Origin of the sequence: Mucilaginibacter hurinus, from assembly GCF_003324525.1 — a bacterium.
Classification (GTDB): Bacteria; Bacteroidota; Bacteroidia; order Sphingobacteriales; family Sphingobacteriaceae; genus Mucilaginibacter; species Mucilaginibacter hurinus.
This window is the reverse complement of record NZ_QGDC01000005.1, coordinates 1-24,706: the sequence shown is the minus strand read 5'-3', so window position 1 is coordinate 24,706 and position 24,706 is coordinate 1. Positions and strand designations below refer to the sequence as shown.

General features: G+C 40.2%; 18 protein-coding genes. 9 read left to right on the top strand and 9 right to left on the bottom strand.

The features are described from left to right. Nucleotides 1-80: 80 nt before the first annotated feature. The 4 genes from DJ568_RS09490 to DJ568_RS09475 all read left to right on the top strand — a co-directional run bounded on the left by DJ568_RS09490 (nt 81) and on the right by DJ568_RS09475 (nt 3,285). A complete protein-coding gene (locus DJ568_RS09490) occupies nt 81-788 on the top strand; it encodes a pirin family protein (protein WP_114005041.1) in 708 nt (235 codons plus the stop codon). Between the two features lie 102 nt (nt 789-890). Beyond that, nucleotides 891-1,667, top strand: a complete 777-nt coding sequence (locus DJ568_RS09485; protein WP_114005040.1) for an MlaE family ABC transporter permease — start codon at nt 891-893, stop codon at nt 1,665-1,667. Further along, entirely contained in the window at nt 1,667-2,458 is a 792-nt protein-coding gene (locus DJ568_RS09480; RefSeq protein WP_114005039.1) for an ABC transporter ATP-binding protein, read from the top strand. The genes DJ568_RS09485 and DJ568_RS09480 overlap by 1 nt, the downstream gene beginning before the upstream one ends. Continuing rightward, on the top strand, nt 2,455-3,285 hold the full coding sequence (locus DJ568_RS09475) for an MlaD family protein (RefSeq protein ID WP_114005038.1): 831 nt from the start codon (nt 2,455-2,457) through the stop codon (nt 3,283-3,285). Before DJ568_RS09480 ends, DJ568_RS09475 begins: the two co-directional genes overlap by 4 nt. A gap of 55 nt (nt 3,286-3,340) precedes the next feature. Here the strand turns inward: DJ568_RS09475 and DJ568_RS09470 are convergent, their stop codons facing one another. From DJ568_RS09470 to DJ568_RS09455, 4 genes are read right to left on the bottom strand one after another with little or no spacing between them, the layout of a single operon-like run. Continuing rightward, complete coding sequence (locus tag DJ568_RS09470) at nt 3,341-3,850, bottom strand: glutathione peroxidase (RefSeq protein WP_114005037.1); 510 nt, start codon at nt 3,848-3,850, stop codon at nt 3,341-3,343. A gap of 39 nt (nt 3,851-3,889) precedes the next feature. Next, the gene (ybeY, locus tag DJ568_RS09465; protein ID WP_114005036.1) at nt 3,890-4,321 is read right to left on the bottom strand and encodes an rRNA maturation RNase YbeY; all 432 of its coding nucleotides are present in this window, start codon (nt 4,319-4,321) and stop codon (nt 3,890-3,892) included. Beyond that, complete coding sequence (locus DJ568_RS09460) at nt 4,321-4,743, bottom strand: ATP-binding protein (RefSeq protein ID WP_114005377.1); 423 nt, start codon at nt 4,741-4,743, stop codon at nt 4,321-4,323. The genes ybeY and DJ568_RS09460 overlap by 1 nt, the downstream gene beginning before the upstream one ends. A 1-nt stretch (nt 4,744) precedes the next feature. After that, complete coding sequence (locus DJ568_RS09455; protein ID WP_114005035.1) at nt 4,745-8,074, bottom strand: DUF4175 family protein; 3,330 nt, start codon at nt 8,072-8,074, stop codon at nt 4,745-4,747. Between the two features lie 675 nt (nt 8,075-8,749). Between DJ568_RS09455 and DJ568_RS09445 the strand changes: the two genes are divergently transcribed. From DJ568_RS09445 to DJ568_RS09430, 4 genes are read left to right on the top strand one after another with little or no spacing between them, the layout of a single operon-like run. Next, on the top strand, nt 8,750-9,625 hold the full coding sequence (locus DJ568_RS09445) for an ABC transporter permease (protein WP_114005033.1): 876 nt from the start codon (nt 8,750-8,752) through the stop codon (nt 9,623-9,625). 12 nt (nt 9,626-9,637) lie between these two features. Next, on the top strand, nt 9,638-10,921 hold the full coding sequence (locus DJ568_RS09440; protein ID WP_114005032.1) for an ABC transporter ATP-binding protein: 1,284 nt from the start codon (nt 9,638-9,640) through the stop codon (nt 10,919-10,921). A 5-nt stretch (nt 10,922-10,926) separates the two neighbouring features. Then, nucleotides 10,927-12,135 carry a hypothetical protein gene (locus DJ568_RS09435; RefSeq protein ID WP_114005031.1) on the top strand — a complete coding sequence of 403 codons (1,209 nt, stop codon included), beginning with the start codon at nt 10,927-10,929 and terminating at the stop codon, nt 12,133-12,135. Between the two features lie 10 nt (nt 12,136-12,145). Further along, nucleotides 12,146-13,318, top strand: coding sequence for a glycosyltransferase family 4 protein (locus tag DJ568_RS09430; RefSeq protein ID WP_114005030.1), 1,173 nt, complete (start codon nt 12,146-12,148; stop codon nt 13,316-13,318). Here DJ568_RS09430 and DJ568_RS09425 read toward each other — a convergent pair whose 3' ends face one another. Next, the gene (locus DJ568_RS09425) at nt 13,319-15,301 is read right to left on the bottom strand and encodes a phosphatidylinositol-specific phospholipase C domain-containing protein (protein ID WP_114005029.1); all 1,983 of its coding nucleotides are present in this window, start codon (nt 15,299-15,301) and stop codon (nt 13,319-13,321) included. 80 nt (nt 15,302-15,381) lie between these two features. On the opposite strand from DJ568_RS09425, the gene DJ568_RS09420 reads away from it, so the two are divergent. Beyond that, entirely contained in the window at nt 15,382-16,836 is a 1,455-nt protein-coding gene (locus tag DJ568_RS09420) for a hypothetical protein (protein ID WP_114005028.1), read from the top strand. Between the two features lie 79 nt (nt 16,837-16,915). Here DJ568_RS09420 and DJ568_RS09415 read toward each other — a convergent pair whose 3' ends face one another. The 4 genes from DJ568_RS09415 to DJ568_RS09400 all read right to left on the bottom strand — a co-directional run bounded on the left by DJ568_RS09415 (nt 16,916) and on the right by DJ568_RS09400 (nt 24,523). Continuing rightward, nucleotides 16,916-19,462, bottom strand: a complete 2,547-nt coding sequence (locus tag DJ568_RS09415; RefSeq protein WP_158534910.1) for a non-ribosomal peptide synthetase — start codon at nt 19,460-19,462, stop codon at nt 16,916-16,918. Continuing rightward, nucleotides 19,459-20,394, bottom strand: coding sequence for a uroporphyrinogen decarboxylase family protein (locus tag DJ568_RS09410; RefSeq protein ID WP_114005026.1), 936 nt, complete (start codon nt 20,392-20,394; stop codon nt 19,459-19,461). Before DJ568_RS09410 ends, DJ568_RS09415 begins: the two co-directional genes overlap by 4 nt. Nucleotides 20,395-20,537: 143 nt before the next feature. Next, on the bottom strand, nt 20,538-21,920 hold the full coding sequence (locus DJ568_RS09405; protein WP_114005025.1) for a family 43 glycosylhydrolase: 1,383 nt from the start codon (nt 21,918-21,920) through the stop codon (nt 20,538-20,540). Between the two features lie 92 nt (nt 21,921-22,012). Next, on the bottom strand, nt 22,013-24,523 hold the full coding sequence (locus tag DJ568_RS09400) for a DEAD/DEAH box helicase family protein (protein WP_199560943.1): 2,511 nt from the start codon (nt 24,521-24,523) through the stop codon (nt 22,013-22,015). Nucleotides 24,524-24,706: the final 183 nt, after the last annotated feature.

Below are 24,706 nucleotides of genomic sequence, written 5' to 3'. Positions count from 1 at the left end.
ATTATAAAGGTTGGCAAAAATACGCATAATTAATTTGTGGAATAATAATTGCATGTTTAAACATATATTAATTTAGCGTTATGAAAAAGGTATTCCACGCCGCAAATAAACGCGGTCATAATGATTTAGGATGGTTGAAAGCTAACTTTTCCTTTAGTTTCGGATCATATTACGACCCGGACAAGGTCCACTTTGGTGCTTTACGGGTACTCAATGATGATATCATTGGAAAAGGTATGGGTTTCGGCATGCACCCGCATGATAATATGGAAATTGTGACCATTGTGCTGAATGGGGCTCTTAAGCATAAAGACAGCATGGGCAATGATGGGATAATTCAAAAAGGTGAGGTACAGGTGATGTCTTCCGGCAGGGGAATTATGCACTCCGAATTTAACCCGTTGCATGATGTGGATACCAGCAGTTTGCAGATATGGGTTTTCCCTAACGAAAAAGATGTTACGCCACGTTATGACCAACAAAGCTTTACAGATGTGCAAAAGCTTAATGAGCTTACTACAATTATATCACCAGATAAAAATGGCCATGCGTTATGGATTAACCAGGATGCTACTTTTAGTATAGGTGAGTTTGACGCAGGTCAAAAATTTCAATACTTAATAAATACTCCAGGTAACGGTGTTTATATTTTTTTGCTGGAGGGCTCGGTTATTATAGATGGTGCAACATTAAACAAAAGAGACGCTTTGGGTGTTTATGATACAAGTTCTGTAACCATTGAAACCACCGCGCAATCGCACGTATTAATAATTGAAGTGCCCATGTAAACAGGGTATAACAACGTTCACCTCTGCGCAATTGTATTTAGCGTTTAACCGCGGCAAAACAATTATGGAGTTTTAATGTAGTGTGAATTATATTAATTTATTATGACAGAGGAAGTTATACCCGCATGGAAAAGATGGCTGGAAGGCATTGGCGAGCAATGCGTTTTCTTCATGCGCTTTGTGCGTAATATTTTTACCGGCGGGTTTGAATGGTCGGAATTTGTGCGCCAGTGTTATGAAATTGGTTACCGATCAATTATGCTGGTAGGCATTACCTCTTTTATTATGGGCGTTGTGCTCATACTGCAGCTCAGGCCTACCATGGTTGAGTTCGGCGCAGAAAGTATGCTGCCACGTACGTTATCTATCGCACTGATTCGCGAGATAGGGCCTGTAATTACGGCTATAATTTGTGCGGGTAAAATATCGTCAAGTATCGGCGCAGAACTGGGCAGTATGAAGGTTACTGAGCAAATTGATGCCATGGAAGTATCAGGCGCTAACCCAATTCAATACCTTGTGGTAACTCGTATAATTGCGGCGTCAATCATGATTCCGTTGCTTACGCTAATCGGCGATGTGATAGGGTTATTCGGCGGCTTCATAGCGGTAAATCTTACCGATGATATCAGTCTCTCGCTCTACTTTACCAAATGCATGGCCATACTTGAATTTTCTGACTTTTTACCAGCATTCATAAAGACTATATTTTTTGGTTTTGCCATTGGATTTATAGGATGCTATAAAGGGTATAATTCAAACAAAGGTACCGAAAGCGTAGGCGTGGCAGCCAACTCGGCAGTTGTTACAGCGTCCCTTTGGATTTTTGTGATAGACGCTATAGCTGTGCAGATAACCAACTTATTATATTACCAATAATGGACACAGCCGCAAACATAGTTGAGCAACCAGCAAACCCTGTTTATGATAAGGATGAGGTGGTTATCCATATAAAAGGACTTAAAAAATCCTTTGGGAGTAAACACGTGCTTAAAAATATAAACCTTGACCTTAAGCGCGGCGAAAACGTTGTGGTTTTAGGTAAGTCTGGTCAGGGCAAGTCAGTTACAATTCAATGCATAGTGGGCTTGCTTAAACCCGACGAGGGCGAGCTAACAGTTTTTGGCGAGGACGTCGCCTTGATGTCTGATGACGAACTTAAACAACTGCGTAATAAAATAGGCTTCCTTTTTCAGGGCGGGGCACTTTATGACTCGATGACCGTGCGCGAAAACCTGGAGTTCCCATTAACCCGGGTGTTAAAGTTGAGAGACCAAAATGAAATAAATAAACGCGTTGAGGAAGTATTAGACGGCGTAGGATTACTGGATGCGATAGATAAAATGCCCTCAGACCTATCCGGCGGTATGCGTAAAAGGGTTGGTCTTGCGCGTACGTTGATAGTAAACCCCGAGATCATGCTTTATGATGAACCTACTACCGGGCTTGATCCTATCACTTCGCGGGAAATTAGCGAACTGATACTCAATATGCAGAAGAAGTATAAAATATCATCCGTTATTATTACGCACGATATGGAATGCGCACGCATTACAAGTGACCGCGTAGTTGTTATGAACGAAGGCGAATATATCGCGGAAGGCTCATTTGATGAGCTTAAGACATCAGATAACGAAATAGTAAGATCTTTTTTTAAGGAGCAATCATGAAAACAACCTCATCGCAAAAAATAAAAATTGGGTTTTTTACCGCAATTGGTATCACCGTACTCATACTGGGCATATTTGTAATTGGCAACCAAAAAAGCATGTTCAGTTCAACCTTTAGCGTTTACGGCGAGTTTAAAAACGTTAATGGCTTGCAGGTAGGTAATAACGTGCGTTTCGCCGGCATAAATGTAGGTGTTGTACGCGACATTAATATTATAACCGACAGCATGGTACGTGTTGACCTTACCCTTAACGAAAGTGTAAGGAAGTTTGTTAAAAAAGACTCGAAGGTGAGTATAGGCAGTGATGGATTAATGGGAGACCGGTTAATTACTATTGCCCCCGGGGGAATAAAAAGCACGGAAGTTGTTGAAAATGGAGATAGATTGACGGCTGTAAACCCACTGGATGTAGACAAGGTGATCAATAAACTTACAAAGGTTGCAGATAACGCTGAGACACTATCGGCAAACCTGTCAGACATTGTTTATAAAATAAACCATGGTAAAGGTAGCCTGGGCCGGTTGCTCAATGACGACCAGATAGCTGAAGATCTGCGCGGCACGGTTAAACAGGCCCGGTCAACAATAAAAACAGTTGACGCTGCTACCATAACATTGCATGAGGATTTAAAAGCAGCGCAAAACAACTTTTTATTAAGGGGCTACTTTAAAAAGAAGGAACGTGCGGCTAAGGCCAAACAAGATTCGATACGCAAAGCCAAAGAAAAGGCCGAAAAAGAACGTATAAAGGCACAGAAAGAGCTGGCAGAAAAACAAAGAAAAGAGCAGGAAGAGGCAGCAAAAAAAGAGCAGGATAAAAATTAAGAAAGCAGTTCCGTATGGAAACTGCCTTCTTAAGAGAATTAAACTCTGATACCTGTTATATTTCTTTAGTGATCTCCTGTGCCAGGGGCGTTACTGCCGACCGGTAACGGTGTATTAACTTTCCGTTTTCATCTATCAAAAACTTTTCGAAGTTCCATTTGATATCGCCGGTAAAATCAGGGTTTGGTGCAGTAGTTAAATATTTAAACAGCGGCGCAATATCATCACCTTTTACACTTGTTTTTTGTGTTAACGGAAAAGTGACTGCGAATTCTTTAGTGCAAAATGCTTTTATCTCCAGTTCGGTACCGGGTTCCTGGCCACCAAAATTATTAGCAGGAACTCCTATTACAACAAGTTTGCCTTTGTATTGTGATGATAGTTTTTCCAGGTCGGCATATTGCTTGGTATAGCCGCAGCCCGATGCTGTATTAACTATCAATATCTTTTTGCCCCTGTATTTGGCTAAACTAAATCCCTTTCCGTCGATATCCTTCAGCTTGAAATCATATACTGACGATGGTGCTGCAAACAGCAATGACAGCAGAATAGTAAGTACTTTCATTGTTTTTAAATTATTGGTAAACAGATAAATAGGGTAAAATTAGGCATTAAATGAGCGCAAGTTCAAATAAAAGTCCTCTTTTTGTGTCATTTTTTTGTTGTCGGCGGGAGTTTTGTCTTTATAGCCTACCAGATGTAGCGCGCCGTGAATTATCACCCGGTGTAATTCATCAGTTTCAGCCACTTTATATTTAATAGCATTTTCGCGAATACGCTCAATTGAAATAAAAATATCGCCAATAATAGTACCTTTCACCCCGGAATTGTCAAACGTAACTATATCTGTGTATGTATCGTGATTAAGGTATTGCCGGTTGATTTCGAGCAAATAAGCGTCTGAACAAAAGATATAATTAAGTTCCTTTAACTTATACCCCTCGCTTGTGACAGTATTGGTAACCCACTCCCTGATTTTAGCTTTATTTTTTAGTTTGAAAACAATGTCCTCTTCAAAAAACTGTATGGCGGGCATTATATTTTAAAATGAAGTTCCACCTCATTGCCCCGGGCATTAAAAATGCACTGGTCGGCAAGATGTTTAATTATAAATACTCCTCTTCCGGTTAAATTTTCGATATTTTCCGGAGCTGTAGGGTCAGCAAGATGGGTATAGTCAAAGCCTTCGCCCTCATCAGTAATAGTCCATACCAGCTTTTTTGTATCGGCTTCGGCGTTGATAATTACCTTTTTATTTTCGTCGAGCTTATTTCCGTGTATAATAGCATTCATCAATGCCTCATTAAGGCAGGTCATCATATTAGCAAACACATCCTCCTGCACATTATATTTATCAGCAATCTCCTCTATCAGATTTTCGAGCTGGTTGATACTTTCATATTTTGAAGGAAGTTGTAATGTATACAGTTCACCGGTTTGAACATTTTCGTGTTCCATTTTACTTTCCATTTAGTTGTTCAAAGTAAGATTTTATTTTTTCTTTATAGTATAAGTTAAACGCCGGCGACACTGTACGTATTTGTTCGGTTTGCTTTGTTTTTCTTTGCTGATAATCTTTTAACGCTTTTATATATCCCGGCGGTATATCCTTACCAGAATTACTTTCCCGCTTGTTATCCTGTTCACGTTGTTGCTCTGCTTTTTCAGCCTCAAGTAAACGGGTTTGTATTTCTTGCTGTCGCTTTATCGTTTGTTCACTTATCTTCCTGTTTACGATTTCACGCTCAGTTTGTTCCATTTCTTTTGAAATTTTATCAAGGTTCCCTAAGCCGCCCCGGCCGTCTTTATTATCGTCGCGGTTAATTTGTTCAAGAGCCTGGCGTATCTGTTGTTGCTGACGCGCCATTTTAGCCAGCTGCTCGCTCATGTTTTGCCGGCCATCACGGCCCTGACCCTGATTACCCTGCAGCTTCATCTGCTCACGGGCTTTTTGCATATTTTGATTAAGCTTTTGCTGCATTTGGGATAACTGGGATACCGATGGCTGCTTCTTTTTGCCTTTACCAGCCTTACCTTTATTTTGCATGTTTTGCAATTGCTCAAGCGCCTCGCTAAGCAACAAAGCAAGATTGTTCATTGCCGTCATGGCATGTTGCTGGTTGTTAAGTGCTTCGGGCGTTTTACGGTCCCCCATATTTTGCAGCGTTTTAACAATATGATCGTTGATGTTCGTAACCTCTTTATTAACAGTTGATTGTATCTGCGGGATGCGGCGGCTTAACGCGTAAAGGCTATCTTCTGCAGTTTTCAGATTATCTTTAATGTCTTTTTGTTGTTGTGCTAAGCTAACATAAGCCGGATCAACCGTACTGGTATTCCGTAGCGATTGCATAACTTTCTCTTGGGTAAATGAACTGTTTACAAGGCTTTTAAGTAACTCGCGTAGTTGTGCCGCGTTGATATTATTTTCATTTTCTTCTCCCTCCTGCTGTTGCTCCTGCATTTTTGAGGCGAGCTGTTGCATATGTTTAGCTGCCTGTTCCTGCGCCTTTGATGCTTTTGAGCGTTCATTTTTTTTCAGATTTTCCGTGCTTTCTTCAATTTGCTTATCAACGGCTTTTTCTTCCTGTTCAGGCTTGTTAAAATCCATTTTTCCGCCTGACGCCTTATCTTCCTTTTGCAACTCTTCCAGTGATTTTTTTACCTCTTTAAAATTTTCACTAAGATTTTGTTGTTGCTGCATCAAGTCCTGCCTGTCCGCATTGGGCTGTTTAGTTTGTTCGGAAAGTTTTTGTTGTTCTACGGCAAGCTGATTAAGCTGACTGATGTTTTGTTCAACCTTTTGATCAAAAGCAAGTTTTTTATAAAGTTCCAAAACACGGTCCAGCTCCTTTTTTAGTGATTTATTATCCATTTGCATTTTGGCTAATTCATCCTGTGCCTGGTCTTTTTCTCCTTTTTCAAGCAACGTTTGCAGCTTTTTTAACATTTCCTGGGTTTCGGGGTCAAGCACATTATTAAAAAGATCGGCAATTTGTTTTTGTTTCTCTTTTATCTCCTCGCTTATTTGCTGGTTTTCCTGGCGGTTGTATACGTTCTTTTTATTTTCTTCCTGTATGTTTTTAACCAGTTCATTTAACTCGAGTCGTTTTTGCAGCAATTGCTCTACCTGTTTTTTTTCGTCGAATGACAGGGTGTTTTTATTTAGCAGCAGCCTTTTGAGCTTTTGCGATTCACGTTCTATCTCGGCTGCAAGCTTCACGGCCGATTCGGTTTTCTCCTGCACTGCTTTTGTGCCTGCATTCAATTGCTCATCAAGTTGTTTTGCGTCTGGTACTTCAAGCGTACGTTCGGGCGTACGGGTTTTTTTGGGGCCGGTAACACCATCGTTGTCAGCAACCTCAAAAAAATAGGTTACCCGGTCGCCGGGGGTAACACGCAAATCCTTTAAATTCCAGAAATAAAAAAAGTCAGCCTGAACATTCGTGAAGTCTGCTTTTATGGCTTTGGCAAATAAACGTTGTTGTTGTCCCGGTTTGCCAACGCGACAGTAAAAAGTAAGCGCGCTAAAACCGTGATCGTCTTGTATGCGGCCGTTAAAGTATAGCGCTTTGCTACTGATAGAATCATGTTTCTGCTCAACGGCAATTGCCGGAGGTTCGTCACTGATAATATTAACTTGATACGCTGAAGAGTCTGTACTGCGGTTAACAAAGCTGTTTGACGTTGTAATTTTATAAGAGGTGCTGTTAAAAACTTTAGTAGTAAAGCTAAATCTATCCGCCTTCTCCGGATTTAACACTTGATTGCGGCCGGCAATTTTAAAATCCAGGCGCGTAGTATTTTGGGTATGGATAAGCCATTTAACCAGCGTACCTGCAGGCAAAGTAAGGTCACCTGCGTTTTGCAGTCTTTCTGATTTTTTATTTAAATACGCAGGATAAGTAAGTTCAACATCCAAACTTATAAGCGTAGGCTTTTTACTTACCTTTATGATGTAAGTGGCTGATGCATAACCGTTCCCTGTCAGCTTGAATGTAACATCCTGCTGCATGTTTTTAAACTCATGTTGAAAACGGCTCACTGATTTCTTACTGAGCTTAAAAGTACTGCCGTACGTTTCTATATAAACGTCTGACGGTAAGTGGTTCCCCTCCAGTTTTACTTCAATAGGTATATCATCACCCTGAACAGCTGTTAGCGGACTATTTAAAATAATGAATTTGAAGGGTGCAGCTGGTGCAAAATATTCGTTATGCCTTATAATCCGTTTGGTGCTTTCGGTTAACACGGTCGGCGCTGTGAGCGCAATTCCACATATAATACCTATCGGAATAAGCGCCCACTTAAGATAAGGGATATTCTGCTTTAAATCAATTGCTGAAGGAAAACTTACGGGCCGGAGTTCCTTGATTTTTTGATCAATACCAGCGGCTATGAGTTCATGTTTGCCCGGTTGATTAAGTACCTGCCTTTTTAACTGGAGCGTATTAAGCAGTTTATCATTTACATGACTAAAATGCTTTCCGATAATTTGCGCTGCCTCATCATAGGTAAGAGACCGGCCTACTTTGAGTAACCCTAACAAAGCCGGTATGATGAGCCGAACAATTAACGCGATACTAAAAATAACGAATAAATAAAATAATACCGACCGTAATAATGTGTTAAAATTGCCCAGATATTCGGCAATGTTAACGAGCAGATATATAGAAAACAGGCCCGCGCAAAAAAATATAAGCCCACGTAGTAGCTTATTCAGATAATACTTACCTATGAAGGTGTTTATCTTTGAAATTAAAAGTTGATAATCATCTTTCGGTTGCATGCCCTACTTGTAACGAAAAGCTAAATTTAATCGTATTGCTTTTTGACGGTATCCAAGTTACAATATTTATTAGCTGCCGACAGCCTTAATACCATATTTTAAAATCTTACCCACTTTTGGGTATATTGCATCAGCATTTTGGGGTAACGTTTTTTTAATGTAATTTTGCCTTTTTATTAATATAAATAATTGCCTAAGCCTGTACCACAATGAGTTATAAACCAATGCAGTTATCCGCGTAAGTTCAGGTTCTGACAAGAATAAAAATTGAAAAAATATATTTTAGCAGATGCTATGAATGATGACGAAAAACCCGAATTGCTTTGCTCCAAATGTGGCACACCATTTCATTTTCCGAAACGGCGGAGCTGGTTATTGAAAAACGTATTATTTTTTCTGCCTGTAAAAAAATTTTTTTGTGCCAGGTGTCTTAAAGACAGGTACGTTTGGATAACCGATAAAGAATATAAAAAATATAAGAAGGTTATTTAATTAAACACATATACTTGCAAAGTTCAACTTGGCTTTAAATGTGTATTTCCATCACACCGGGTGCCGCTATATGTAAAATTTTAATACTTTTATGGTATTAAACCTGATGTCATCTGGCGCAACTATCAGTTTCCTTTTATAACAGCCGGTAGCCAGATGCAAGGGTACTAGTTTAAACTATTGATGCATATATCAACTGCGAGTAATCCCGAAGAACATTGGGACCTGGAGATAAAACCCGGTGGTAAACTTTTCGATCTGCACTTAAAAGATGTTTGGCACTACCGCGACCTATTGGTACTGCTTGTCCGTCGCGATTTTGTTTCTATATATAAACAGACCATTTTAGGCCCATTGTGGTTTTTTATACAGCCCATTTTTACCACTGCCATGTATGTATTTATATTTACCAATCTGGCGGGTATATCAACCGAGGGTATTCCGCCGCCATTGTTTTATATGGCTGGTATTACAGCGTGGAATTATTTTGCCGACTGCCTTAATAAAACAAGCAGTACTTTCAGAGATAATGCACACATATTCGGTAAAGTGTATTTCCCCAGACTTATTATGCCCCTCAGCGTGGTAATATCTAACCTGGTTAGATTTGGTGTTCAGCTATTGCTGTTTATCGCTATGATAATATATTACATGATTACCGGTGTGCACTTCGGGCTTAACTGGCACATCTTGTTATTTCCGGTTATTGTGGCTTTAATGGGTTGCATGGGTTTAGGTTTCGGTATGATTATTTCTGCCCTTACTACTAAATACCGCGACCTTGCCTTCCTGGTAACTTTTGGCGTTCAGTTATTAATGTATTCTACCACAGTTACCTACCCATTATCTACAGCGCTTGAAAAATTTCCAAAATATGCGTGGCTTATCAAGTATAATCCCATGACACCTGTAATCGAAACATTCAGGCACGGATTTTTAGGTAGCGGAAGTTTTAGCTGGCAAAGCCTCGCTTTTTGTGCTTGTGTAACCGCTAGTGTTGCCATCATCGGAGTAATCATATTTAACCGGGTGGAAAAGAAATTTGTTGATACAGTGTAATGGCAGGTATACATGAGTAACATTGCAGTCAGTGTCGAAAATATTTCGAAAGCTTATCATTTAGGAGAAATTGGTACGGGTACAATCACCAGCGACTTTGAGCGTTGGCTGGCAAGGATACGCGGTAAAGAAGACCCTTTTTTACAAGTAGCCGAAGCTAATGACCGCACCACTAAAGGCGCCAGCGATATTGTATGGAGTTTAAAGGATATCAATTTTGATATAAACAAAGGTGATGCTGTAGGGATTGTCGGCCGTAATGGCGCAGGTAAAAGCACTTTGCTAAAGCTCCTGAGTCGTGTAACCTCGCCCACTACCGGTTCCATTAAAATAAAGGGTCGTATAGCCAGCTTACTTGAAGTAGGCACAGGTTTCCATCCTGAACTGACGGGGCGCGAAAACATATTTTTAAACGGCGCGATATTAGGTATGCGCAAACACGAAATAAAAAAGCACTTTGATGATATCGTGAATTTTTCGGGCGTAGAGCGGTATATAGATACACCGGTAAAAAGATACTCAAGCGGGATGTATGTACGCCTGGCTTTTGCTGTTGCCGCGCACCTGGATTCAGAGATACTGATTGTAGATGAAGTATTAGCCGTGGGCGATTATGAGTTTCAAAAAAAGTGTTTGGGCAAGATGAAAGATGTGAGCCAGGGCGAAGGACGTACGGTGTTGTTTGTAAGCCATAACCTGGGCTCAATAAAAAACCTTTGCTCAAAAGGTATATTCTTAAAAAACGGAACGCTGCAGCAAGCCGGCGATATTGACCTGATAACGGATATGTACTTAAAGGATATCCCGTTGGATGAGGGTGATGAGCGTTGTACAATTAACTTCGCTCCCCAGCCGGATAAACAAGGCTATATCACCCATCTGTCTTTAAGCGACGAAACGGGCACTACTAAACCGGAATATGATGTATTTGAGCCGGTGGTGCTTACTGCTAAATACACGGTTAAAGAAAGTGTTTTGGGATTTTGTCCTATTGTAGAAGTGAAAAAAGACGGTGTGGTGATATTTAACTCTTTCTTATCTGATGTTGACGAAACCGCTTTAGAAGGCCAGGAGCCCGGTGAACATAGTTATATAATTAAACTTTATTCGCCCTTGAAAAAGGGACGGTATGCTGTTACCTTCAGGTTAGGGGTTTTGCGTGTAAGCGATATTGATGCGGCGGAGGATGCGCTTACGTTTTATGTCGACGAAACATCATTTGACCCGACTATACGGTCATATGCATCATTCAGAAAAGCGCTTGTTGCCACCGTATTAGACTGGAAAAAACAGTAAAATTTATGCGCCCGGTACTCATTTCCTGTATACCCCGGCTTAACGACATTCAGCAAAAGGGATTGCTGCGGCTTATTAAAGACCTTGAGGGCAGTGGCCTGCAGGTAAAATTATGGTCAGATCATAAATATGAGCGTTTTAGCAAATACGATATCGAAAAAATAATTTTCCCGGTTCAGGAAAAAAATCAATACAGGCGTTACTGGAATATCATAAAAACACGGTTTTTACTTGATGGAAATAAGTGGTTGCAGCGCATTAAACAATGGAACGGTAATGGAGACAGCAACTTTGCGCGGGCTGAACTAAAAAAGTATGTTAATGAAAGCGCCCGGGTATTTACCATTATTAATCCACTCTGTTTTATTTGTTGGAACCCATATTGTTGCAGATTTGGCGTAGCTTACGACGCGGCTAAGATATTGGGTATTAAAACTGCAGGGATTGATTGGGGCTTTTTGCCCGATACTTTTATATTGGATAGCAAAGGTGTACTGGCTACATCCGCCATATTTAATACCGACCCGTTAGCTGATTATAATGCCGGCAGCCGCGATGTGTTTACCAAAAAAGGCACTGGTATCTATCAACAGCTGAAAGCTACCAGTTTGAGCATTTATCAACAGGCCGAAGTAAAAATACCTGCCGATTTTAAGCTTAAGGATAAGGAAATGGTAAAAGTACTGGTGCTTGGAATAGGAGAAATCGACGCCGGAGCCTATCCCGCAGATCATCCGGAACGAAAAGGGCTGCTACCATTCCATGAGTCGGCTTATGAACAAGCGGTTGATATTGCACGTATGAATACAAATTACCGGGTAATATTTAAACCGCATCCATCCCATAATCAATTCAAGCAGGATAAACGAGTGAATAGCAATCTGGCTATAGTAAATGGTAACCCGGATGAGTTGATAGATTGGGCAGACGTTGTATTTTGCTCAGGATCAAAAATGGAATTCTCAGTTATTTTGAAAGGCAAACCACTGCTTACCTATGGCGCCGGCCTGTTATATGGCAAACAATGCTCGTACGAGATAAAATCGCCGGCCTCTGTACAAACTCAGATCACAAAAGCCATGCACGGGCTGTACGACGACCGTAACCAGAAAAATTTCGTGACTTTTTTGGGTTACCTTGATTGTGAATATCTGTATAACTTTACAGGTAACAAAAACCACGTTATAGACAGTTTGCTGCACAACAATACATAAGTCTCCCGGATTGAAAAAGAAAATATTATTTGTTTCGCACGATGCTTCCCGTACGGGCGCACCCCTTGTATTAAAACATCTTATGCACTGGCTGAAAGATCATGCCGACTTTGAGTTTTCAATACTGATAAAAGACGGCGGAGAAACAGACATAGAAAAAGATTTTGCTACACTTGCACCTGTATATAAATGGGCACCCGGAACGCCGGGTTCCACATGGCCACAACGTGCTATATCCAAACTTAGTTCCAGGCTATTTGATAAACCTATTTATAAATCTTATCCCAGGCAATTACGTTCACAAAACTTTGATCTTATTTATCTCAACACGGTTGCTTCCACTGAATTGCTTCCCTATTTAAAGGAACAACATAATTGCCCGGTTATTCTTCATGTTCATGAAAATGAGTACAGTATTAAAACATACTATCCTGAATCGCTAACTGCTGATTATTTACAATTGATCAATCATTATATAGTAGTATCAGAAAGCACCGGTAGCAATCTGGCAGAAAACTTTGGTATTCCTGCTGAAAAAATAAGCCTGGTGAACGCTTTTGTTCCGGTAAAGGAAATTAAGATGCCCGGAAAAAAAGCCGGCCTGGTTAAAAGTGAATTGGGTATACACGACGACTTTATAGTAGGGGGCTGCGGCGTAACCAGCTGGCGAAAGGGTGTGGATATTTTCATCCAGCTAGCTTTACTTATAAAAAAAGCCCCGCACGGCAAAAAAATAAGGTTTGTTTGGATTGGGCATCTTGAATATTTTTTTAAAAATCAGCTGGCCTATGAACTGAAACGCCTCGGCTTGACTCATGACGATATTATATTTACCGGGAGTGTTACAAACCCGCAAGATTATTTCCAGATTTTTGATGTTTTTGCCTTAACCTCCCGGGAAGATCCTTTTCCCTTGGTATGTCTGGAAGCGGCCGCGTTGGCGAAGCCGGTTATTTACTTTGAAAACGCAGGTGGTGTAACCGAAATGTTTAAAAAAGGTGGCGGTATTGCTGTGCCTTATGGTGATACACAGGCAATGGCAAACGCTATAATAAGTATGCAAACTAATACAGCGCACTTGCTTGCCTTAGGCTTGCAAGCACAAAATAATGTTCAGCAATACGATGTTGACGTACAGGCTCCCCTAATAGCGGCAGTTGTAGATAAAAATAGCCGCCGTTAATCAGTTATAAATTTTCGACTTATTAAGCTCTATGCAATAATCAGTTATCCATGATCCGGCCACATCAACATATAAGATGTTCGGCTTATTTGTTTTGGTAATAACACCAGCGTTTATCCAATCATTAACACTCTTTGAAATAAATTTATTACCCATTATTGAATGGTCAATAATGCTCTTGTACTTTTTCACCATGTTTGTTAACAACATGGCGCTATTAATAAGCAGCCCCGGCTTTTTACTCTCAAAATCATTACATATCATCGCTGCCTCATCCGGGCTTTGCGTAAGCTGCCAATCCAGCCGCACCAGGTCGTTTTGATTAATATCTTTTGCCAATCCTGAAAAAAAAGTATTTTGTTTTAACAGCAGATTGGCCATTTTATTAGTAGCGGCATATTCCCTGCGGATATTTAAAAAAGCTTTTGACTTCTTAGCCATCGAGCTTGAATCAATCAATTTATCAGGGAGGGCATAGCCTTCAAAAGTTACAATTGCTTTTCCGGCCAGTTCGCTTAACTTTATCTGCGATACATCTTTAGATGGCTCGTAGTATAGATGGTTCCCCAATACGGTGAATATTGTATCGGAGAGCTTTTTCATGGGTGTTTCGCGTTCGCAGAAATGCGATAGCGTCATAATGACTATCTCTTTTTTATTTTTTTCAAGGAAAGCTTTAGTGGCTGTTAGTATATCGGCCAGTTTTTCACCATAAGCGCCGCCGAATGAATCTTCCATACAATCTGAAGAGCAATGCTTTGTGTAAAATGCATTTTTATGTGTGCCTACCCTTATATCAAACATACGCAAACCGGCGTTCAGCTGCTGGCCTACGCTTAGCTTCTGTGTTAATGTGTTGCATTCATTTATGGGGCCGCTTTGCATACCGCCTACGCCATTTAATACAGATAAACCTGCATCGTGCGATCCGGGGATAACAATATCTTTTAATGTTTTGTCGGCCTTTGTAGTCATTAATTCTGTTTCCATCCAGTTGGCCGGGTTGTAATCTGTAAAATAGCTTATATACAGTTTTCCGTCTTCACCAACGTAAGACAGGATGAACTTACGATCGTCAACACTGCATATCGATACGGGCAGTGCTGTAGCGAAATAGCCGGGTAAGGCAGTCGCTGTAACGCGGCGATCGCCGTCCAGGTCGTAGGCGTAATACAGGTTATTGTCTTTTTTAGGGCCATTCCATACGTAAAATAACTCGTTGCTTTGCAATACTTTATATACTGCAGGCGACACCTCAGTTTGCGATTTTAACAATGGCGACTTACCGGTCCAGGTGTTGGCTTGTATATCAAAATCAGCATAATAAATCCCGGTATCCTTATATCCTTTAAATAATAAACGTGCTGTTTTAGGCCCGTTGCCCACAATGAACGGGTAATTATCGCTTGTTACATTGGGTACTTTTATTATCCCCGATGCACCAAGCGTCCCGTCTGCGTTAGGTTGCAGCACCGCGTATACTACACTATTCTTATCATTGGCGCGTGATGCTATTATTAATTTATTACCTACCGCTGCAGCTGTTATACCGTCGTGCAGTTTAATATTGGTATTAAAGCTACAGGTACGTATGTCGCTTACATTAAACGCAGTATCATTTTTATTTACAATGTAATTTAACCCCCCGTCGGTATTAATCCATAAAGTATAAAGGCGGTTATTCATGCTGGTAAAAGCCGGGGCAAAAGCTGTTTGAGCGTCAACACCCTGCCTTTGTTCAATAAATTTCGATTCGTACTGTTTGCCCAGGTAGCATACGTTAACGTTTCCGCTTGCGCCGGCATTTTTCCAGGTAACAAAAAAACCGCCTTTGAAATTGGTTATATCAAGTGCACGATCTGTTGATACATCAGGCAAATAGTTAGCGGGATAGCTAAAAGCCAGGCTTTGCGCTAAGCCTGCCTTTACTATTATTGTCAAAATAGTAGTAATAAGAGCCTGTTTTATTAGCGAGTTAACCATATGCAAAAAAAATTTCTCAAAAATAACAATGATTATACCTTAAATATCCTAATTGTAATAAATTGGCGCTAATTTTAGTCATGACAAAAAAAATTATACTTGTTCTTTTATGTTTTTGCGGCTTAAAGTCGTTTGCCCAGGATACACATTACTGGTCTGCTGATTATTCGCCGGCCGGATTTATTGTGCCTGGCGCTGTAATAACCAATAATCGGGATAGCGGAGTTGTATTTTATAACCCGGCATTGTTAGCATTCACCAATAAAAATTCCGCAAACATAAGCGGCAACCTTTACCAGCTACAATCTATACGCATAAAAAACGGTGCTGGTCCGGGCCGTCACCTTACATCAAACAACGCTGGCATTGTTCCGCAAATGGTGTCGGGCACCATGCGGTTTAAAGGCTCCAAGCCCTTCACCATTGGCTACGCCCTTATTCAGGACCACCTGATAAACTACCAGGCGTCGCAGCAGTTTGATGGCCGTATTGATGCATTGCTTAACGTTTATAGCCCGGGAGATGAGTTTTTTCTGGGACAATATTCGCTGCAAAACAAAGTGAATTCGACATCAGGTATGTTAAGCGGCGGGTTTAAACTTTCGCCAAGATTGGCCTTAGGTTTTACAGCTGAAGGACGCGTCCACACCCAGTTTTATAGCAGCGACAAAAGCCTCAGGGCTATCATTAACGATGGCAGAAATTCGCCCTTTCCACCGTTTGTAAACGTACAGGAATTTTACCAGGCTAAAGTAACCCATGCAGGCCTGCGCTTTAAAACGGGACTGTCCTATGATTTAAACAGGCATCATTTCGGGCTAATGTTAACTACACCGCTGCTTAAATTATATGGGCGGGGTTCTATTTTAAGTGACAACGCCTTAAACAACCTGGCTGTATTTTCAGAAGATGGCAGTCAGCCTGTCGATACGCTGAATTTGTTGGTAAACGCTCGTCAAACCAAGCTTAAAGCCAACTGGAAAATGCCGTTTAGCGCAGCGGTAGGTTACTCATACGACTTTAAAAAAGGCCAGTTATACTTTGCCGGCGAATATTTTAATAGTGTGGCTGACTATAATATCCTGCTATCAAACAGGGATTTGGTTGCAAGACCGGCTACCGAGGTGAATAGCTTCATTACCGGCGAATTTTTCAAGCTGAAGGACGCCCGCACATCTGTGTTTAACTTCGGCATGGGCGTTAGTTATGAGATAAAGCAAGATGTTACGGGCTATTTGTCAGCCCGGCTGGATAAAAGTTATTCGGACGACAACGCATTTAAAGACGACTTAGGTTTTGTAAGCCATTTAAGCAGTTGGGATAATATACATTGGCAAGTTGGGGCCAATTTGAAGCGGAGGCGATTCAACTTACGGGCAGGCTTATTGTTTACCCACGGCTACACCAACGGGTATGAACAGCCTATTAATTTTAGTACCCCTAACGAGGGCAATTTTTTAGAAGGAAACCTGCAGAATACAACCGGCCGTACTATGGGGGTTAAGCTCCTACTGGCTTATATGCACAACTTTTAAACGGTTAAAAAGGTAGCGACGTATTCATAAAAGCCCAGCGTTTTATGAGTGTGTAATTAAATGTATAAAGATAATTTTCTTAGGACGTACCTGTACGCCGGATAACATGCAATATCTTATCCTTAATTTTTGTTGAACTTTCATTGTCAAACATTGACCTATGTTCACAATCCAGGTTTATCAGTTCGATGCTGGTGAAAAAAGGTTTTAAATAATCAGCTATCCTGATGTTTAACTCTCCTCTGGTTGAAAAGAAATACAGTTTATTATCTATGTAATGTATTTTGTTTCTATGGTTCAATAAAATGAAAAGGTTCCTGTGATTTAAAAAATCCTTGTGCAACTTTCTTACGATGCTTATCAAAACGGGATACTGCCTGAAAATTTCATTCATTACAGTGTTAAACGATTGTCTTTTAAGCAACTCCGTAAGCATGTACATAAAAGGCCCATGTTTTAGGCGGCGTTTTTTGTGATATGTTCTGGGGTCAACTACCCCTATAAATGAACTTTTTTTAAGTATGTGGAGAGGTGTTGCATTAAGAAGAAAATTTGAGCCATTGCAATTGCTCAAAAAGCCAAACCGGGTGTTTTCAATGTCGATATTCAGTTGTGATACAATGCTTTTACTTATTTTTGGCCAGTTATATCGCTTATCGGGTAAACTAAGTATATCCGGGTAATGAATTATCCTTATTTCGATATTTTCAGCGCCTAACAGGCGCACAAGTGACCTTCCGTCCTCAGAAATACCTTTTATCGGTGTAAAGTAAAACAATACAAAGTCCTTTGTTTTAATTGGAGCAGCAATTGTTTTTTCTAAAACCTTTAATATCTCAACGGGTTTCATGCCTCCATGTATCCATTCGGTTGGTAACGTTATACCCAGATCCGATTCCAGTTGTACCAGGAAATTAGCCGCACCAATAGAATCCCCTCCGGCATCGCTCCAGGCCATATTTTTATCAAAGGAGCTTACATCTAAGAATTGGCCCCAGGTAGTCCGTAGTAACTTATTTAATGCATCTTTATCGCCAGGTTCATAAGGCTGATCTGGAAATAGCTGTACATTAGCATAGGCATTTGCCCATTCTTTAAGTGTAATCGTATCGTTCTTAAAATTATGCAGTAAAGGCATTTCGGTTATCTGGATACATCTTTTAGGCACCATGTAACCCGGTAGCTTTGTGCCAAGCCATAGTTTTAGGGCAACTTCATCTAGTTGCTTATTGCTGGTGTAAAAAGCAAACAGCGCGTTGTTTCCGGCAACGGAACACGTGACTACACCGCATTTTTCAACTCCGGAATAGTCCATTAACATACCCTCAATTTCGCTTATCTCAACCCTGTACCCATTAATTTTAACCTGGTTATCTTTACGGCCTATAAACTCTAAAAGCCCCTGCCCGTTTATCCGGCCTAAGTCGCCGGTACGGTAGATGCGTATCCCGGGGTGCTCAGGGTTAAAAGCGAATGACTTATGAGTTTGTTCGCTATCATTCCAATAACCTAAAGCCAGGTAGGCGCTGCTAACAACGATTTCGCCGGCTTCGCCATTAGGCACCTCATTTCCGTCATTATCCAGCAGTTGCATACGCCTGTCGTCAACCGCATAGCCCACGGGTACAAGCTCCTGATCAATTTTTGTATCATGGTCAATAAGCCAATGGCGGTATATGGTGGCTACCTCTGTAGCCCCTATGCCAATATATACCAGACACTTTTTGCCGAAGAATTTATTATATAAGTTTATATCAGGGTTAAAAATACGATCGCCGGCAAGGTAGATTAATCTTACAGATGACAAGTCTTTTTGGGGTTGATTAAGCTTTAAAAATGTCCTGAATATATTGGGTATGGAGTGATAGATTGTAATCTTTTCGCGGTCAATAAAATCGACCAGGCTATATAAACCTGACTTTTTCAGGCTTTTAATACATAAGGTTGCACCGCATAACAGTGATCCATAAATATCTCTTACCGAGCCGCCGACAGCCGGCGAATATAGTAACGTTAATTTATCACTGGCCGATAAATGTACAGCGTTAACATATTGCATAACATCATGCAACAAATTACGCTGGTTTTGATACACCCCTTTGGGCATACCGGTTGAGCCCGATGTATAAATGATATAGGCTACATCTTCAGGTTGGGCGCAGGGTTTAAAGCTTGCGCCGCCATCAACAAGCAGCTGATCTATATTAACTCTTGTTAATGCATCCGGGATTTCGTTTATATCTGCAGTAGTTATAATAGTACTTAGTCCCGACTGTTCAATGATGAGTTGGTTGCGGGCGGGCGGGAGGTCAATATCCAAAGGCACGTACGGGCAGCCTATGGATAACGCTGCAAGCATTGCTGCCTGAAAATAGGGGTTATTAGGTAAAGCTATACCTATTGGTTCCCTGCCGGCACCTGTGTGCGACGCTACCACCGAAGCAATACTTATAGCAAGGGCATGTAAATCACGGTATGTAAACGCTATTTCATCATCTTTTACCGCAATCTTCTCGGGGTATTTTAATGCAATACTTGCAAACAACTCAAAAACCGGTATTTCAAGCCACTGTTTTTCAAATTTGCTAAATCTGATGTCAGCCAATTCATTAAAGTCTTCTCTCATATTTCTACAGCTACTTCTTGTAAAACAGATACCCATTTTTTTAGCAGTTGCTCAGGGAAGTCTACAGGGATGACACAGGCAGGCGACATTGCAATGGCGTCTCTATTCATGTTTCTGTATTTCTGGACGCATAACTTTATGTCTTCCAATGTATCACAACTTAGCATCTCGGATATGGGGATGCCGGTTAGTACTTTTTTTAGATCTCCGGCAAATCGCGTCATATGTTTAACATTAGCTGGCGTATATTCAATATGTAAGAGACAATTATCCGGAAGGGGTTTCAGGTTGAGGTCTACATTTTCACCGTGTATATGAAAAATATTAAAATCAAGGTCGCGGCATTTTTGCAGGCATCTAATATCCGCCGGCTCACCAAATTCTTTGTAGATATCGGGCTGCATTAGGTGAGGTTGCCGGTATTGTGTTACAAAAAAAATCCCTTTGATGCCGGTTTCTTTCAGTTTCTCTATAGCATGCAAGGTGTTGTCAGTGATTTTATCTATTCCCGCCTTAACCTCATATTCAGCCTGTTTGACATGGTTCATAAAGGTGTTGATGCCTGCAAGCTGTACCGCCTGGGTAATTGGGCAAAAAATTGTCGTAAGCACAGGTACTTTCGTTTCGGCACATATTATCTGGCATGTTCTTATAACCTCTTCGAGCGCCCAAGGCTTTGTTTGGGCAAAATCAGGAATGCTTAACCAATCATCAGTTACATTGATAAATGGCGCTTTAACAGCTCTGCGGCCCAATATGTCGTTCAAAGGCTCGTCTACAGCACCCATACATACTGCCTGCCATGTACCAGTGGGCGTAACTTTAATAAAGTCGCAATTAAATTTTTGTTGAAATAAAAGGGTTTCTTTTGCCAATGTTTCTGCTTGCTGGTCGGCATGTGGGAAATGTTTCCAAACGGAAGTGAAGCGCATAATAAAAATTTGTATTGACCAACAAAAAATGCCTGTTGCTGCCTGGCCCTCTAAGTTATTGTTTTGGGGAATGTTTTACAATTGCGGTGACCTAAGCAATCAATTATTTATCTTAATGCGATGTTACAACGTTGCCATGCATTTCACTGGTAAATATTAAGCTCCCACAGCCCTGCCTGTATTCCCGGATCCAAAGCTTTTATATTAATGCGTACGTGGCGGGCGTTTACGCGTTTACTATGCCTTACGGGCCATTCTGTAGCGTTTTCATTTTGTGCCGTTGCGAATAAGGTCCAATCAGTTCCATTAGCAGAATACTCAATGGTATAATCATAGCTACCCATTATACTATCAAAAATTGGTTCTACACCCGTAACCTTTTTGATTTTACCTAAATCGACTTCCAGAAATGCATCCTTGCCAACGGGTGCGAGCCACCTTGTGCCGAAATTCTGATCAGCAGCATAACTCGCCTTATAAAAACTACCATCGTCTGCAGATACTTTTATTTGAACCGGTTTTATTAGGTTATGATCAACCTGCCGTTTCTTTGGAAACAGATTTACTCCGGCGTCCGTAGTAATTACCGGCTTTATTAATCCCTTATCGTCAAAGTCGAGTTTATCAATACATACCTGGCGCTGGCCATTTTTAAAAGGGTATGTATGCTTATGGTAAACAATGTAGTGTTGTCCGTTTAGTTTTATAGTGAAGTGATGTCCGGGGCCGCTAACGTGCTTTGCTAGGTTTGAGGTTAAAATAGGGCTGTTAGAGGCTTGCACAAACGGACCTGTTGGCGAGTCTCCAATGGCATACCGTACTTTGTAACTATCATTAAAGTATATTCCATCCGAGTACATCAGGTAATATTTGTTTTTATATCTAAGCATATGCGGCCCTTCAAAATATCCCGCGGGTGTAATATCTACAGGTTTTTCTTTAAAAGATGCCATATCCTTATTTAAACGCCCTACCGCACATACACCATCTTTAAAATCCCAACCGCTGCCCCAGTACAAGTAAGCCTGGCCGTCATTATCTATGAAGCAATCGGCATCAATGCTGTGTATTTTAGGCCAGTACTGCCTGTCTTTAATGAATACGCTGTCTCCTAAAATATTTTTAAACGGACCTAATGGATGCTTAGCAACTCCCGCGTATATCTGATGATTGACTGATGTATAAAGATAAAAGTTACCATCAGTTGCTTGCCTTACCGCTGGTGCCCATACATCGGGTTGACGCATTGAAGTTGGCCAATTTAATTTAGTAAGTTTCCAGTTTATCATATCCGCAGAGCGCCATACCGAACCAATGTTCGCAGCTGTAGCATATATATAAACGGTGTCCTTATATAACAAAACGCATGGATCTGCAAAATCTCCGGGTATTATAGGATTACTTATGCGTGCTGATTTTGTATTATTCTGCGCATTAGCAGCTATCGACGTTAAGCTTATGATAGTTACAATTAGGCAACAATGCCTATAGTAGGATGCTGATCCTGAGATTATTTTTTTCAACATAATGGTATCTAAAAGAATTAAGCTTATGAGTTAATAGACAATCAACAAGAGCAATATCTTGCGGCTAGTAGAACGAGAAGATTCTAAAACAATTAAATTCCAACATTTATTAACGCATCTTTAAACTGAGACTCTTTTTCAAACTTGTTATAAAACGGCATTCCTATTAATCTGAACTGTTCGTTTTGATAAAGTTCAACTTTGGCTTCATTTGCGATTTCTTTTAGAAAGTCCTCTTTCCAGGAGTCTACGGCCATAAGATGACCGCCTTTAGGTTCAATAAATAATTGATAAATCAAATCTTCGTTTGATTTTCGCTCTTTCATAAAAAGAACATAATCTGGTTCAGTAGCTTTACCATCACTGAAACGATATAACTTAAAGAACTTTTCATTTCTCAACAAATATATATCATTGAATCGCTTTTGTAGTTCTTGCATTTGACTATCTAAGAACTTAACGAGGAACTTTTCTTCAGATGTACCATAGTTCTCTTTGAAAGCATACCAATCGTTGGCCAGCAAGTTGACGTAATATTTAGGGTCAATGTCTCCTCTCATTGTTGCTCGGCCAGCTTCCTTATCTGATTGCTCATTTAGTGCAAAATACAGCTTCTTATCTTTGAAGATACTTCTAATTGGTTCTCTTGAAAACGTTTTTGTTCCTTTGAATTCTCCAAACCGCTGGTAAACTTCTTCTGATATAGCAGTTAATATATCAATACATATATCTAGCTTAACTTTAGGTGTTAAATTCTTTACATCCTTTGCTAAACCGGTTACATCAACTTTGATACCACCCAGGTATTTAGATTTTTCGATAAAATCATCTATTGATTTAAGCGACGGAAAAAAACGTGTAATTCTATTAAATTGGAAGAACGGTAACTTGGCAATAGCTTTTCTAATAATGGCCTTATCAAACGTAATCAACTCGTAACTCTGAGTTGCTTTGTAAATATGTTGACTCTCTGCAACAGATCCCTCTTCAAATATTAAGCTCTCCCTATTTTCTGCTGTTCTTATGTTGTAAGTAAAATAATGCCGTAAAATTGGCTCTTGATATTCACCATAAATTTTAGGATCATTCTCTACCTTCTTATTGAGTAATATAAATCCGGTCTTGTAAAATTGCGTTTTCTTGAATTCGTCTTTCAATTCCAATTGCACTTCCGTTTTTTCATTAGGCACTATTCCAATTTCGCGTAGCGCTGCATAAAGTTCGGAGATGTAACGAGGCTCGTTAAAACAATGGTAATGTAATGTCTCTCCAATACGTAAATCATGCTCTATATCTGCATCAAATTTTCTTTTATCTGCTTCATCACTATCATTTAGCTTAAAAGGGAAGTATCTGGCACCCCGACCAATCAATTGTGCTTCTTGGGTTGTTGTTTTACCGCCCTTGTCGCGCGTTTCATAAAGCCGTATTATATCGAACAGGTTTAGTACATCCCAACCTTCGTTTAATTTATCTACCGCAAATACTACTCTGTATTCGTTTTGCTTGTCTTCTAGGCTATTAATGATGAGCTGTTTTTGATCAGAGTCGTTTTTTGAATTAACTGATATGACTTTATCTTCAGAAAAATCTTCCTTGATCTCATCGATCAAATTCGAATCAGATATTCCTAAACTTTCAAAGTACAGGAATGCTTGATTGAGCGTATCATTATTTATGCTTCGCAATCGGTTGATGTTACCTGCATTAAAGTTTCTTATCGTTTTATTAAACTCAATTTCAGTTTGTGTCGATGAAGCTACTGAATCCGACTTCATCATAATCACCGGCTTTACAAGGATACCGTATTTTGAGAAAATTTTCTTTTTATATTGACTAATAATTACACCAACTAAAGCTCTATCAATAGCTTCAATATCGATCTGAATTGTTTTTACCTCTTTAGAAAAACCGTCTTGTCTAAATTTTGCCAAGGCGTAATCATACAATAACTTTGAATTATATTTTGAAGCGATCATCGGATGTGACAGCTCTAACGTAGCCGTAAATTCGAGCATCACATTTTCTGGATTGGAGTTGAAAATGCGAGTTATAGTTACCTCCCAAGTGTTATTTATTTCAGCCTCTTCACCAACTAATTTCTTTTTTGTAAGGGCATTAACGTGATGCGCTTCGTCGGAAATTAGTACGAGTTTTTTATCAGTAAAATCGTCAAACGTAACGCTATTTTCATGCGGATTGTTCAACTGCGAGTGAAGGCCTTGAATCGTTGAGAATAGAATGTTTATCGAATTTTCACTAACGCTCTCAAAATTTTCAACTTCTCTTATCCCTACTTGCTCGCCGTCAATATTGATACGGTCCTTGAATAGATACTTCGAAGACACTGGATTAAGGAAGTTCTCTTTAGTTTTACGAATTATCGTATCCGTATTTACAAAAAACAAAAAGTTCCTATAGCCTAACCTGTAAAGCTCCAGCATAGCGCCAGCCATGATTAAAGTTTTACCACTACCTGTTGCCATGTGAAACAGGAGTTGCGATGGTTTAGCTCTTTTTTTATAATCTGTTAAATAATAAAAAAAGCGCGCAAATGCCTCAATCTGATATGGTCTGGGAGGAAATTTTAAATTCTCCTTCAATAAAGTTGGCAACGACAGTTCGATAACATCATTATCAACAAGTACATCGAAGGTTTTTGGAGAATTCGCTGATATTGACCACCTGATTCCGTGGTAAACTGACCACCGATTCCGCGGTAAATTGACCACCTGATTCCGCGGCAAACTGACCACCCGGAACGAGCCGCTAATGCTGTAGGAGCA